This window comes from Staphylococcus sp. GDB9P120P (genome assembly GCF_017893435.1).
Taxonomy (GTDB): domain Bacteria; phylum Bacillota; class Bacilli; order Staphylococcales; family Staphylococcaceae; genus Staphylococcus; species Staphylococcus cohnii.
In genome coordinates this window covers 97,305-111,047 of record NZ_JAESNB010000010.1, presented here as the reverse complement: position 1 = coordinate 111,047, position 13,743 = coordinate 97,305, and the positions used below count along the sequence as shown (strand labels likewise).

Annotated in this window: 15 protein-coding genes; 8 read left to right on the top strand and 7 right to left on the bottom strand. The window is 30.9% G+C overall.

Annotated features, from left to right (window positions below):
* Nucleotides 1–158 precede the first annotated feature (158 nt).
* Nucleotides 159–776 (top strand): LysE/ArgO family amino acid transporter, encoded by a 618-nt coding sequence (locus KA856_RS11345; protein WP_107384437.1) that lies wholly within the window; start codon nt 159–161, stop codon nt 774–776.
* 57 nt (nt 777–833) lie between these two features.
* On the opposite strand, the gene KA856_RS11340 is transcribed toward KA856_RS11345, so the two are convergent.
* The 4 genes from KA856_RS11340 to KA856_RS11325 form a co-directional block, all read right to left on the bottom strand.
* A complete protein-coding gene (locus KA856_RS11340; RefSeq protein ID WP_107384438.1) occupies nt 834–1,400 on the bottom strand; it encodes an LOG family protein in 567 nt (188 codons plus the stop codon).
* Between the two features lie 3 nt (nt 1,401–1,403).
* Entirely contained in the window at nt 1,404–1,868 is a 465-nt protein-coding gene (locus KA856_RS11335) for a YaiI/YqxD family protein (RefSeq protein WP_210138699.1), read from the bottom strand.
* Between the two features lie 5 nt (nt 1,869–1,873).
* A complete protein-coding gene (locus KA856_RS11330; RefSeq protein ID WP_107386406.1) occupies nt 1,874–2,575 on the bottom strand; it encodes a hypothetical protein in 702 nt (233 codons plus the stop codon).
* Nucleotides 2,576–2,734: 159 nt separating this feature from the next.
* Nucleotides 2,735–3,610, bottom strand: coding sequence for an undecaprenyl-diphosphate phosphatase (locus tag KA856_RS11325; protein ID WP_107360223.1), 876 nt, complete (start codon nt 3,608–3,610; stop codon nt 2,735–2,737).
* A 387-nt stretch (nt 3,611–3,997) separates the two neighbouring features.
* Here KA856_RS11325 and KA856_RS11320 point away from each other — a divergent pair, with 387 nt between their 5' ends.
* Both KA856_RS11320 and cydC read left to right on the top strand, forming a co-directional pair.
* Complete coding sequence (locus tag KA856_RS11320) at nt 3,998–5,623, top strand: ABC transporter ATP-binding protein/permease (RefSeq protein ID WP_210138698.1); 1,626 nt, start codon at nt 3,998–4,000, stop codon at nt 5,621–5,623.
* A complete protein-coding gene (cydC, locus tag KA856_RS11315; protein WP_210138745.1) occupies nt 5,620–7,296 on the top strand; it encodes a thiol reductant ABC exporter subunit CydC in 1,677 nt (558 codons plus the stop codon). Before KA856_RS11320 ends, cydC begins: the two co-directional genes overlap by 4 nt.
* A gap of 412 nt (nt 7,297–7,708) precedes the next feature.
* Here the strand turns inward: cydC and mgrA are convergent, their stop codons facing one another.
* Entirely contained in the window at nt 7,709–8,152 is a 444-nt protein-coding gene (gene mgrA / locus KA856_RS11310) for a global transcriptional regulator MgrA (protein WP_046207364.1), read from the bottom strand.
* Between the two features lie 225 nt (nt 8,153–8,377).
* Between mgrA and KA856_RS11305 the strand changes: the two genes are divergently transcribed.
* From KA856_RS11305 to mdh, 5 genes are all read left to right on the top strand, one after another.
* Entirely contained in the window at nt 8,378–9,304 is a 927-nt protein-coding gene (locus tag KA856_RS11305) for a CobW family GTP-binding protein (RefSeq protein WP_210138697.1), read from the top strand.
* 38 nt (nt 9,305–9,342) lie between these two features.
* Complete coding sequence (locus KA856_RS11300; protein ID WP_210138696.1) at nt 9,343–10,251, top strand: aldo/keto reductase; 909 nt, start codon at nt 9,343–9,345, stop codon at nt 10,249–10,251.
* 26 nt (nt 10,252–10,277) lie between these two features.
* Nucleotides 10,278–10,577, top strand: a complete 300-nt coding sequence (locus KA856_RS11295) for a hypothetical protein (RefSeq protein ID WP_210138695.1) — start codon at nt 10,278–10,280, stop codon at nt 10,575–10,577.
* 40 nt (nt 10,578–10,617) lie between these two features.
* Nucleotides 10,618–11,229 carry a DedA family protein gene (locus KA856_RS11290; protein WP_210138694.1) on the top strand — a complete coding sequence of 204 codons (612 nt, stop codon included), beginning with the start codon at nt 10,618–10,620 and terminating at the stop codon, nt 11,227–11,229.
* Nucleotides 11,230–11,392: 163 nt separating this feature from the next.
* Nucleotides 11,393–12,331, top strand: coding sequence for a malate dehydrogenase (mdh, locus tag KA856_RS11285; RefSeq protein ID WP_107384447.1), 939 nt, complete (start codon nt 11,393–11,395; stop codon nt 12,329–12,331).
* 72 nt (nt 12,332–12,403) lie between these two features.
* Here the strand turns inward: mdh and KA856_RS13935 are convergent, their stop codons facing one another.
* Nucleotides 12,404–12,679, bottom strand: coding sequence for a hypothetical protein (locus tag KA856_RS13935; protein WP_245336575.1), 276 nt, complete (start codon nt 12,677–12,679; stop codon nt 12,404–12,406).
* Complete coding sequence (locus KA856_RS11280; RefSeq protein ID WP_046467659.1) at nt 12,676–13,251, bottom strand: DUF1361 domain-containing protein; 576 nt, start codon at nt 13,249–13,251, stop codon at nt 12,676–12,678. The genes KA856_RS13935 and KA856_RS11280 overlap by 4 nt, the downstream gene beginning before the upstream one ends.
* Between the last annotated feature and the right edge of the window lie 492 nt (nt 13,252–13,743).

Here is a 13,743-nt window from a genome sequence, read left to right as displayed (position 1 = left end):
TTCAGTCGAAAGCATCAGTATAATGTGTGAATTAAAGCGAAATGATGGTTAGTAGTAATTGATTGTGAATGGCTAAATATACCTGCTAGTTAAGTTCGAGAGAAGGGGAAACTGGTATGGTTTAATGATGATTTTGTTATTCAGAAAGAGGAGATAATATGTTTCAACCAATGATTCATGGTTTGTTTTTAGCTTTAGGTTTAATTTTACCTTTAGGTGCACAAAATGTATTTGTATTTAATCAAGGAGCAAACCAAAAACAATTCATTAAGACAATTCCAGTGATCATAGCAGCAGGGCTATGTGATACATTATTAATTGTATTAGCTGTATTAGGTGTGTCAGTTATATTACTGTCACTACCAATGTTACAAATTGTAATTTATTGTATTGGTTTTATTTTTCTTATTTATATGGCTTGGTCATTATGGAAAGAGAAACCTCAAGCGCTTGATCGTTATCAATCAATGTCTGCGCGAAAGCAAATTGGTTTTGCTTTGTCTGTTTCATTACTGAACCCTCATGCAATTATGGATACCATTGGTGTTATAGGTACGAACGCAGCAATATATGAAGGTACAGATAAAATGTTTTTTACCATAACTACAATCATTGTTTCTTGGTTTTGGTTTATATTTTTGGCTATTGCTGGCAAAGTCGTAGGTAATATTGATAAAACTGGAAAATATATCTTAATATTAAATAAATTTTCAGCAATGATTATTGTGATAGTTGCATGTATCATATTAAAACAATTATTAGTAATACTATTTTAAACATAAGAAAAGCAGAGATAATTGCATCGTAATGCATACATATCTCTGCTTTTAAAGTTAATCGTAACTTCTAACACCTAAAGGCTTATAGTTATGAATCGTTTCGAACAGCTCTTCAGGATTGTTACATAGTGGTGCAAGTGATTGATATTTTTTATCGATAAATCCCTCATGAATCATATGATCAATCAATGTTTGTAAAGGCTCGAAAAAACTGTTGATATTATAGATAGCGATTGGCTTTTCATGAATACCAATTTGTGACCAACTATACATTTCAAAAAATTCTTCTAAAGAGCCAGCGCCTCCTGGGGCCATGACAAATGCATCTGCTAATTCTGCCATTTTGTTTTTTCTTTCATGCATAGAATCAACTAATATGAGTTCACTTAGTCTAGTACTAGTAATTTCTCGTTCGTTTAACATATTGGGCATAACACCAATGGCACTACCGCCATGATCTAATACACCATCTTGAATTGCTCCCATAATACCAACAGAACCAGCACCAAATACCAGTTCATAATTATGTTTAGCCATATAAGTGCCTAACTGATAAGCTTCTTTCATGTAGGATGCGTCTTTACCTTTACTTGCACCACAATAAACAGCAATTTTTTTCATACTCTATTCCTCCGTAAATAATGACAAATCATTAATTATAGACAAAAAATTTTGTTCAAATATCGCAATGTCATCTGCTGTAAAAGCAGAAGGACCTTTAGTACGCCCGCTACTTTTTCGGAATTGTGCACTAGCATGTCGTTGTTCTAACAAGGTGTTGATATTATTTTGATTGAACACAAACCCTTTATGGTGCATAACAACTTTAGCTTTATTTAATAATAAACTCGCAAGTCCATAATCTTGTGTTATTACAATATCTTCTGATTGAGTGATTTTAACTATTTTATAATCGACCGCATCTGGGCCGTCATCAACATAAATGATATTGACGTGATCAGGTTGTACTTTTGAAGAAAAATGACTAAAGCTTCGAACGACGGTAACAAAGATGCTTGTCCCTTTCGTCAATTCAACAACAGAATTGGTAACAGGACAAGCATCTCCATCAATGATGACTTGAGTCATAATAATTATTTACCTTTTTCTTCATTGTTTTGTTTAACAATGCTTTTAGCAACATAATTTTTGTACTTTTTGAATTCCGCTAAACGATCTTTTTTATTTTTATCGCGAGCTTTGTCTTCTTCTTTATGACGTTTATCTATATTTTTTTGTAATTTCTTATTGAATTTATTTATTTCTTTGCGATTTTCTTTTTCAAGTTTTTCGCCTTTTTGTTCTGTTTCTTTGTCTAGTTTTCCTGGAGTCATGCCAACTTTTTCCATGTGTTTGTTAGATTTTTTCATAGATTGAATACGTTGTTTTTCATTTTCTTGACGTTTCTTATCTTCTTCATTGTGGCGTTTGTCTATATTTTTCTGTAATTTCTTATTCATTTTCTCTGCTTCTTTACGATTTTCTTTTTCAAGTTTTTCGCCTTTTTTCTCAATATAAGCAGGATCGTGCTCTTTAGCAATACGTTTTAGTTCGCGTTTTTGATCTATATTATGTTTTTTATCAATAACATAATCTTTTGCGTTTGAAGATTTATCTACTACTGTATCTTTAATTTGAACAGATTTGTTTGCTACGGTTTTTGAAGCTTTAGCAGTTGCATCACTGGCTTTTTTAACATCTGGATGATCTTTAATACGTTTACGTTCAACGATTAACGGTACTAAAAACACAGGCGCTACTGTGATGATTGTTTTAATTAATTGCTTTTTGTCCATACTCGTTGCCTCCAATAATTTTATACTATCTACTTATTACCCCATAATACATCATAATAAACGGTAAATACACGTTCTTTCATGGATTTATTGCTGTAATTTTAGAAATGAAATTTAAGAAGAGGCTGGACAAATTATTTGTCTCAGCCTCTAACCATTTTACTGTCCACTGATTCCCTGGCCTATACCAAAGCCGAAGTAAAGGATTGCGATTATAATAACTAACACAATTCTATAAATGGCAAATGGAATCAATTTTATTTTACTAATTAAGAATAAGAATGTTTTAATGGCAATTAAACCAACGATAAATGCTGTGATAAACCCTAGGAAGTAAAAACCAATGTGGTTTAAATGAATATATTCAAAGTTTTTTACTAGTGATAAACCACTTGCTGCTAACATCACAGGAACTGCCATAATAAATGTGAAGTCAGAAGCAGATTTATGGTTCATTTTCATAAGTACACCTGTTGAAATTGTAGAACCAGATCTACTGAAACCAGGCCACATAGCGATAGCTTGAGATAAACCAATTACAAAAGCTTGGAAATAATTAATTTGATCTACTGTTTGTGGATTCGTAACTTTTTTACTGTATATATCTGCAATAATCATATATATTGCCCCGATAAATAATCCAATCATGACTGTTGGGACACTAAATAAATATTTTTCAATAACATCGTCAAACATTAAACCAAGGATACCGGCTGGAATCATACCCACAATGATGTGGAGTAAGTTTAAGCGTTTTGGTTTTTGACCGATACCATCGATGGGCTCAGATCTATATTTACCTATATGTAACATTTCAAAATAACGTTCACGGAATACCCAGGCTCCTGCGAACACAGAACCGAGCTGAATCACAATTTTAAAGGTGAATGCAGATTCAGAGCCTAAAAATTGAGTTGATTTTAACCACATATCATCTACAAGAATCATATGACCAGTAGAAGATACAGGTGCAAACTCAGTTAATCCTTCGACAATTCCTAGAATGATTCCTTTTATCAATTCAAGCAATATCATAATTAACCTACTTTCATAATATGGATTATAGTTTATTCATTTTCATTTTATAATAATAGCACATTAAAATTATAAAGTGCCATAGATAAATAAGATTTTGGACTAAAGACTGAGGAAAAAGGTACTTACTTCAGTTAATGGAGGCGAAAAGTACATCATTATAAATTTCCATTAGAACGGCAAAATATTTTTTGGGAAACTTTATTTATAATTTAATAAGTTTATAATGATGAAAAGTTTACTGTTTATGTTTAAAATTTAATAATTCAATCGTTTAATTATAATTATGGCAAAAATATGAATTAAGTAAATAAAAATGTATTAATTTTTGAGCCAATTCATTTCATTTTAATACAATCCATATATAATATGAACCAGGTGATATTTGTGAAAAGATTAACAAGTTTAGCGATGAAGTATAAAATTTATCCAATATTAATGTTTGTAATCAGTACAGTATTAGCGATTACTGTAGTCATTCAGAACGTTGCTATAGCAGAAATTTTAAATGCAATGTTACGCAATACACATCAAGATTTGTTAATTTTACTACTAGTGACATTAATTATTTTATTAGCAAGAGCGACATTTAATACAATAAATCAAATGATAGGTAATCGTATGTCTGCTCGCGTTAAATATGACTTACGACGTCAATTGATTTTGAATAAATCGTCAGAACCCATTGGTGTTCAAATAAATACACTAACTGAAAATATAGATGGCATAGTACCATTTTTTAATAGTTACTTTCCTCAGGTTTTTAAGTCAATGATGATACCGCTATTTATCATAATTGCAATGTGCTTCATACATTTGAACACTGCTTTAATTATGATTGTAACTGCACCATTTATACCAATGTTTTATATCATTTTTGGGTTGAAAACACGTGATGAGTCAAAAGATAAAATGACCTATTTAAATCAATTTAGTCAGCAGTTTTTAAACAAAATAAAAGGGCTGATTACGCTCAAATTATTTAATAAAACTGAGGCTACAGAACAGTCTTTATATGAAGAAAGTACAACATTTCGAAATTTAACGATGCGTATTTTAAGAAGCGCCTTTTTATCGGGATTGATGTTGGAGTTTATCAGTATGCTAGGTATTGGCCTTGTTGCTTTAGAAGCGGGTCTAGGATTGATATTGTTTGATAGTATAGATTTTAAAACGGCAGCTATAGCAATCATATTAGCCCCTGAATTTTATAATGCTATTAAAGATTTAGGTCAATCTTTTCATACTGGAAAGCAAAGTGAAGGATCAAGTGATGTTGTCTTCGATTTATTAGATCGACAAGATCGATATGTAAAATCACAAGTGCAAACGAATAGTTATCAAAAGCCATTAATACAACTTGAGCATGTGTATTATAAATATGACGACACACAACATCATGCTTTGGAAGATATCAATCTTAGTATTTATGATGGAGAACATATTGCATTAATTGGAAAAAGTGGGGCTGGAAAGTCTACTTTAGCCCAAGTTATAGCACAACATTTTAAACCGCAATATGGCTCTGTGATCTATAAACAACAATTAAAAATTGGTTTTTTAAGTCAGCATCCATATATTTTTAACGCATCTATTAGAGATAATATGACCATATTCCAAAAAATTGACGAAGATAAAATTTTAGAAGCGCTTGACGATGTTAACTTAAAACAGGTTGTCAATGCTTTAGAAAATGGTATTGATACTTGGATTGGTGAAGGTGGAGAGATGCTCTCTGGAGGACAGATGCGAAGAATTGAACTGTCACGTTTGTTATTATTACAACCTGATGTATTGATATTTGATGAACCTGCAACGGGATTGGATGTACAAACAGAACATGTCATTCAATCTGTGATAAACAAAAAGTTTAAAAATACGACTATCATCACCATCGCACATAGAGAAAATACCATAAAAAATGCAGATAGACGTATAAAGATTAATGAGGGTTCTGTTGAGTCTATAAAAGTAATCAAGCAAAATGCGTATAAAGGTGGTGACTTGTGTTGAGACCACATATTCAATTTAAGTTAGATAAAGATTTAATTTTATCTATCATTGTAGGTATATTAGGCAGTTTAACTGCATTAAGCATGTTTTTCTTAAGTGGTTATATGGTAACGCAAAGTGCTTTAGGTGCACCATTATTTGCTTTAATGGTTTTAATTGTTTCTGTTAAAATGTTTGGATTTATACGTGCTGTTGCAAGATATATCGAACGATTATTATCTCACAAAGCAACATTTACTATGTTGAGAAATGTGAGGGTGCAATTTTTCAAAAATATTATACCTGTCGTACCAGACGTGTATAGAAAATTTAAATCCAGTGATTTACTTGGCCGTATGGTTGGTAGTGTGGAAGCACTACAAAATATTTATTTAAGAGTTTATTATCCACCAGTAGTCATTGGCTTAACGGCGTTGATTGCAATGGTTGTGACTTTTTATTTCTCATTTGTTCATGCAATTATCATCTTTATTAGTATGTTGATAACATTGGTTTTAATTCCTTGGTTAAGCGCGAAAAAGGCACAATTATTAAAAAGGGATGTTAATCGTATACAAGACCAATTTTTAAATCAATTTTACGATTATAAAGAAGGGCATCAAGAACTTGCACGATTTGACCAAACAGAATATTATCAGCATCAGGTTTTAGAACAATTGAATGCGTATGAACAAGCACAAGCAAAAGAACAACGCTTTTTATCGTTGTATGAATATAGCTTAAATCTGGTTTCAATGATTGCTTTATTTGCAACTTTATATTTGGGTGTCACACAAGTGCAAAATCAACAGCTAGATGTTGTTTACTTAACAAGTATTGTTTTGATGATGTTAACATTATTTGAACAAGCAATTCCTATGAGTAATGTGGCTTATTATAAAGCGGATACGGATGAAGCTTTAAACAATATCAATGAAGTTATTGCACACCCAATTCAACAAGGCAATCAACCACTATCATTGGATAATGCTGTACATCAACCATTAGTAGAAGTTCAAAATGTTGATTTTAAATATTGGAATCAATCGAATTACACTTTAAAAAAAGTACAGCTGAGTGTGCAAGAAGGTGAACATGTTGCAATTATTGGTCCTTCTGGTTCAGGTAAGAGTACCTTATTACAATTAATGTTAGGTCTCTATCAAAGTGAAGATGGTATGGTTTTAATAAATAATCAAGATATTACAAGTATTTTAGATTTAGATAAATACAGTTCGATTAATGCTCTATTACAGTCACAACAATTATTTGATGGTACAGTACGTGATAATTTATTCACTGATCAAGAAGATGCAGTAATCGAAGATGTTTTTGATACACTAGGTTTATCACACATTGATTTAGATAGACACATCACACTTTCAGGTAATACACTATCTGGTGGTGAAATTCAAAGAATTGGTATTGCTAGATTATTATTAAAAGAGGCTCCGATTTGGGTGCTTGATGAACCTACTACAGCGTTAGATATTTATCATACGAATCTTGTGATGGATGAAATTCACAAACAATCTCAAACATTAATCGTTGCAACACATGATTTACGATTACTACCCAAATTTGATAAAATCATGGTTATGGTTGACGGGGAAATAATAGAATATGGAGATTACCAATCGTTACTATCAAACAAAGGCTATTTATATCAAATGGTCATGTTAAATCAAGCGTGATTTTTTAATAAAAGATAGCAATATAAGTACTTGATTTGTAAGTGGAAAATGTTAAAAATTTAATATGAAGCTCTTACAAATGAACGAATCACTGAAGTATTTGTGCAGAAATGTGTAATTACTTCAGTGATTTATTAATAGTATTTAAAAAAGGGGTGGGATAGAAATCTAATTTTATTAAAAGATTCCTCGTTCCACCCTCGTAAGAATGACTAGCATTGAAAAAAGTATAAAATGATTACCTGAGCAGTCGCTCATGCATAAGCCCCACTAACCCAACAAGTTGGGAAGTGGGGCTTTACAATAAGAAAGAGTCTAGGACAATTCAATGCTGTCCCAGACTCTAGCTTTAAATTAATATATTTAATTAATCAATTTCATATAGTTTTACTTTAACATTAGAAATTTAGCATTATTTTGCTTTTTCTTCAGTAAAGGCATTAATTACTTTTGAAAGTAATCGATTTAGTTCTTTGTTTTCTTCTGCGCTAAGTGAAGATGCAACTGCCACATCTTGGCATGCTGTATCCAATTCAGGTCGAATTGCTTCACTTTTATCTGTTAAGTGGATAAACACTTCACGTTGATCTACTTCAGAACGTTCACGTTTAATTAAATCAACTTGCTCCATTCTTTTTAGTAATGGAGATACAGTACCTGTATCAAGTGCTAATTCAGTTACGACTTTTTTCACGTTAACAGGTGAATCAGCCCATAAGATTGTTAAAACTAAAAACTGTGGATATGTTAATTTGTATTTTTTAAAGACATTGTTAGAGTAGTAGCGATTTACTTGTCTTTGAGCATTATACAAACTGAAACATAATTGATCCTTTAAATTAAGTGGTTCAGACATAAAGTTCTCCTCCAGACATTCTATCCGTTTTGTTCTTTCTGTTTCGGATTTGAATCCGTCTATTGTTGTGTTACACTTCCTCAAGCATACTTTCACACTGTGCCATGCTAAAATAAAGTATGTATAAAGTTTAGAAGAAAGTCAACATTTTATCAAGTGAAAGGTTAATTATAAGAATAATTAAGGTTTTACGCAAACATTTTTATTTATGAAATGAGTGAGTATATGAAAAATATTAACAATCAGAAAACCAAAATTACGATTATTACAGGATTTCTAGGAAGTGGTAAAACAACTTTCCTCAGTAAATATATAAAATATTTACAAAAAAGCAATGAAAATCCGGGCGTAATCGTAAATGAATACGGTAATTTAGATATAGATAGCTATGCTATTAGCAATGATATTGAGGTTGTGTCAATATTAAATGGTTGCATATGTTGTGATATGCAACTAGATTTAATAAAACAATTAAAACATTTTCTAAGCAAAAGTGCAATGCGCCATATAATAATTGAGGCGACAGGTTTAGCACATCCAATTGAAATTATTGCGGCATGTCAGGATCCTGAAATCATTGAACAAGTCGACCAACCTACAGTTATAGGATTGGTGGATGGGCCTCGCTTCTTAAATCGTTTTCAATATACCAACCATACAATTCAATTGATGGAAGAACAATTATCTGTGTGTCATGACATAGTGATGAACAAAATGGACCTCATTGATAATCATGCACATGATATTGATGAAGCAATTCACAAAATTAATCCAACAGCATCTAAATATTTTACTACATATGCAGATATGGATATGAATCAAATTAGTGCGGTTGCAAATGGAAATCAAATGAAAATAAATTCCCATGTACATCATCATGGTATAAATCGTATACATTATCATTTTTCTGGACCGATTAATAGACAATTATTTTATCAATTTATTTTACGGTTACCAGATAATGTTCTAAGATTAAAGGGATATGTGAAATTTAAAGATGTACCCGAAGATATTTATGAATTTCAATATGCTTTTGGGTTGCCAGATTATCAAACGATTGATAAAGAAGTGTCCTTGACGATAGTTATTATTGGTGAGCAATTAGATGTAAATAAACTACGAAATCAATTAGATATGCTACAATTTACCTAATTTAAATTAATGTAATGAAGAAGGGGGTTTGATTCACTATGGAAAGAGTGAAGATTAACCAACATGTATCCTTTTCAAATGTAATACAAGGATTTTGGAGAGCAAGAGATTGGAATTGGACACCACAACAGTTAAATCGCTATATTAATGAACTAGTTGAACGTGGTATTACTACGATGGATCACGCAGATATATACGGTGATTATAGTTGTGAAGGAATTTTTGGAGAAGCGCTTAAATTATCACCTAATCTACGTGAACATCTTGAAATTGTTTCTAAATGTGGCATCGTATTGCCATCAGACCATTTAGCGGCAGCAGATGGACATCGATACGATCATAGTAAAAAACATATCACAGAAACTGTGGAACGTTCTCTCAAACAATTACAAGTAGAACAACTAGATTCATTACTGATTCATAGGCCATCACCATTGATGGATCCACATGAAATCACAGAAGCTGTTAAATCTTTAGTTAAAGAAGGAAAAATCAAATCGTTTGGAGTATCAAATTTCAACAAATCGCAGTATGATTTATTAAGTAAATGTTTAGTTTGTGATAAATTACATATTACTTTAAATCAATTAGAAGTTTCTCCTTATACGTTAGATGCAATTGAAGATGGAACCATTAACTATATGTACAAAGATGATGTTAAAATAATGTCATGGAGTCCATTGGCTGGAGGAAAACTGTTTGATCTTGAAGATGAAAAAACAGCAAGAATTACTGCGATTATATCTCCATTGGCACAAAAGTATAATGTTACGACAACTGCAATTATTATGTCTTGGTTAAAGAAACATCCAGCTTCAATCATGCCAGTGTTAGGCACGCAAAAGATTAATCGTATTGATGAAGCATTACAAGGTATGGCAATAACGTTAACTGACCAAGAGTGGTTTGATATTTATACAGCTTCCTTAGGTCATGATATTCCTTAGATTTTAATTTAGAAGGAGCGTAGAACATGAGTAATCAAAGTGAACAATACCTTAGAAATCAGTTTAGATTTCAACGCAATTTTATTAATTTTCCTTTTTTGGGTTTTGCAATAGTAATTGCTTTATTAAACATAATATATCCTGATATTAATTTAATGATGACATTATTTGGCCTGTTCTTTTTTTACAATGGTGCGATATTGTTTGTTGCGTTTATTAAACATTATAAACGCGTTATGGTATTAGCAATCATCTTAACCTTATTATCATTAGCACTATTTGGAATGACGATGTATTTATATACTAAATCAAATAATTTACTATAATGTTCAATATTATTTGATTTAAATAATTAGGAGGGCATACATGGAGCAATGGATCACTCACTTTATGGAACAATATGGTTATTGGGGAATTGCTTTTCTAATATTTTTCGAGAATATCTTTCCACCTATACCATCTGAAATCATCTTAACCTTTGGTGGTTTTATGACTACACACTCTAACTTGAATTTTATTGGTGTAACACTAACATCAACTGTGGGATCTGTTGTTGGAGCGATTGTCCTTTATGGCATTGGTGCTTGGATAGGAGAGCGAAATTTATATAAAGTTGTAGATCGTTATGGAAAAATCATACGAGTAAAAAGAAGTGATTTAGATAAAACACTGCAATGGTTTGAACAATACGGTTATTGGACGATATTTTTCTGTCGATTTGTACCGCTTTTAAGAAGTTTAATTTCAATTCCAGCCGGTTTAACACGTATGAACATGCCTTTGTTTTTATTATTTACAACAATTGGTACATTGATTTGGAATATCGTTTTAATTTATTTAGGACAAACAGTTGGTAGCAATTGGCATGTTATCGTGAACTATATGGATATTTACTCTAAAATTATTTATATCGTACTTATTATTCTAGCTGTTTTTATTATTTGGAAGTGGTTGAAACGCCAACGAAAACATAAGTGAAAGTGATGATAGTTAAACGAACTAACTCAATAAATTGAGAAGTGATTTAAGGATTACCTGAGCTAAAGCTCATGCATTAGTCCCACTAACTCAATAAATTGAGAAGTGGGACTAAAAAATACTGAGACAATTCATTTGTCTAGCATTATAAGGGGATGACATTATGACAAAACAAAAGATTTCTATTATAGGTGCTGGTAATACAGGATCTACCTTAGCTTTTATTATCGCTAAACATGAATTAGCGGATGTTGTATTGATTGATCAACCTAAAAATGAAGGACAGGTTAAAGGTAAAGCACTGGATATATTACAAAGTAGTCCAATTTATGGATTCGATGTAAATGTTTCAGGATCAGTAGATTATTCTGATACAAAAAATTCAGATATTGTTGTAATTACTGCAGGGGTACCACGTAAGCCTGGAATGAGCAGAGACGATTTGGTTAAAATAAATGAACAAGTAATGGAAGAAGTTACAAAAGAAATTGTTAAATACTCCCCAGAATGTAAAATAGTAGTGCTTACCAATCCAGTTGATGCAATGACTTATACAGTCTTGAAAGCATCAGGTTTTTCTAAAAAACGTGTTATTGGACAGTCAGGTATATTAGATACTGCAAGATATCAAACATTTATAGCAGAAGCTTTAGGTATCTCTATTAAAGATGTTAAAGGGTTAGTTCTAGGTGGTCATGGAGATACGATGCTTCCATTAGTAAATGCTACAAATGTTAATGGTGTTCCATTGACTAAATTATTAGATGAAACTACTATTAGCCAAATTATTGAACGCACTCGAAAAGGTGGTGCTGAAATAGTGGAATTACTAGGTACAGGTTCTGCTTATTATGCGCCAGCTTCGGCAGTATATAGTATGTTGGAAGCAATTTTGAAAGATCAACAACGTTTATTACCTGCCATCGCATATTTAGAAGATGAATACGGTTTTTCTGATATTTGCTTAGGTGTGCCTACAATATTAGGCGGAAATGGTATAGAACGCATTTTAGAGCTTACACTTTCGGATGAAGAATTAAAGCAATTACAAATTTCAGCAAATGCTGTTCAACAAGTGAAACAATCACTTAAAAATAAATAATTTAATATTTTAAAAAATAAAACCCACAGTAGTGTGTACTGTGGGTTTTTTATTATTTATTTTAGTTTGTGATTACATTCTGAAAATACAGATATATACCGCAACGTATTCAAAAAAAGTTAAAATATACATATATTTTAATCTTATCTTTGTTTTAATAGAAACATACCAATTAGGATATTTTCGTTCATAATAAAATAATTGTAAATAAAATAAACCGATACCTAATGGTAAACACATAAGCAAGATGCTTTTTGTGTATGAAAATCCTACGTCATGAAGTAAATGTCCAATAATTAATTGAAATATGATGAGTACAATAAGTAAAATTAAGATATTAAAAGTCATTTTGTACGTTGTACTCCTTTCGCAAATGTATAAATTAAAATTTGAAGTAATACCAATAATATGACAAATAGGAAAGCATCAAAATCTAAATGATTGATAACTTCTCTATAAATTCGAAGTGGTTCATTGATAATATAAACAGAATGCAAACGTAAGAACCGTCCAATATAAATACCTAAGCCATTTAAAAACATCATAATGAGTATAATGGTTCTATTTAACCAACGGTGAGTTGTAAAGTTTTCCATTTCTACAAACATCAAAATTAATAAATATAAAGCTAATAAGACGCCAGCAACTAAAAATGTAAAATACACCCATTCAACGATGATTAAACCTTGATAAAAATTAAAAGTAAATTGATTTAAATGTATTAAATCCGTAACCATATATAGCGTATTGGGCACCATGCATAAAAATATAAGCACAAAAACGATAAATAATGGCCATTCATATTTATATTTCGGTTTAAATAAATTTAATAGTAAGCATAATTCGAATGGAACATATGCTAGAAAGAGATTAAGCGTCATAAATTGATAAAATTGATTAAAGAAAATTGATATGATCATTAAAATTAAAAATATTGTTCTAGCAATGTAACGAGGGGCGATACTTACACCTACTTTCTTTTTGGATTTATATTTGTGTTAAGCACACAAGCTCATATAATTATTTTTATAGAGTATAACTATAGCTGAAGTTTAAAAAACAACTTTACCTGAAATGGAATTTTTATATAATCTTGTCTATGAAGTATTAGATATTGTTTTGTACATGATAATAAGTATTAATTTTAAACAACAAATAAAAATCCCCTTAAAAAGCTTATTGCCAAGGGAACATAAACGTAAAATTACGAACGTGATTTTTTATAATACAATTTATAGACAGAAATTTCAATTATAAACACTAGTCAAAATGAATGAAAACGTTTTATAGACAAAAACAAGTTAAACATAAATATTTATTTTCAAATAAGGGATAATCCATAAAATTTGGATTATCGTGTAAGACTTTTGCCAGTTGTCAATTAGTATAGTTCGATTCAATAGTTATTTACA

Excerpts from the sequence above, each read along its gene's own strand:
- KA856_RS11345 (WP_107384437.1), top strand. The coding sequence starts at position 159 with ATGTTTCAACCAATGATTCATGGTTTGTTTTTAGCTTTAGGTTTAATT.
- KA856_RS11340 (WP_107384438.1), bottom strand. The coding sequence starts at position 1,400 with ATGAAAAAAATTGCTGTTTATTGTGGTGCAAGTAAAGGTAAAGACGCA.
- KA856_RS11335 (WP_210138699.1), bottom strand. The coding sequence starts at position 1,868 with ATGACTCAAGTCATCATTGATGGAGATGCTTGTCCTGTTACCAATTCT.
- KA856_RS11330 (WP_107386406.1), bottom strand. The coding sequence starts at position 2,575 with ATGGACAAAAAGCAATTAATTAAAACAATCATCACAGTAGCGCCTGTG.
- KA856_RS11325 (WP_107360223.1), bottom strand. The coding sequence starts at position 3,610 with ATGATATTGCTTGAATTGATAAAAGGAATCATTCTAGGAATTGTCGAA.
- mgrA (WP_046207364.1), bottom strand. The coding sequence starts at position 8,152 with ATGTCTGAACCACTTAATTTAAAGGATCAATTATGTTTCAGTTTGTAT.
- KA856_RS11305 (WP_210138697.1), top strand. The coding sequence starts at position 8,378 with ATGAAAAATATTAACAATCAGAAAACCAAAATTACGATTATTACAGGA.
- KA856_RS11300 (WP_210138696.1), top strand. The coding sequence starts at position 9,343 with ATGGAAAGAGTGAAGATTAACCAACATGTATCCTTTTCAAATGTAATA.
- KA856_RS11295 (WP_210138695.1), top strand. The coding sequence starts at position 10,278 with ATGAGTAATCAAAGTGAACAATACCTTAGAAATCAGTTTAGATTTCAA.
- KA856_RS11290 (WP_210138694.1), top strand. The coding sequence starts at position 10,618 with ATGGAGCAATGGATCACTCACTTTATGGAACAATATGGTTATTGGGGA.
- mdh (WP_107384447.1), top strand. The coding sequence starts at position 11,393 with ATGACAAAACAAAAGATTTCTATTATAGGTGCTGGTAATACAGGATCT.
- KA856_RS13935 (WP_245336575.1), bottom strand. The coding sequence starts at position 12,679 with ATGACTTTTAATATCTTAATTTTACTTATTGTACTCATCATATTTCAA.
- KA856_RS11280 (WP_046467659.1), bottom strand. The coding sequence starts at position 13,251 with ATGATCATATCAATTTTCTTTAATCAATTTTATCAATTTATGACGCTT.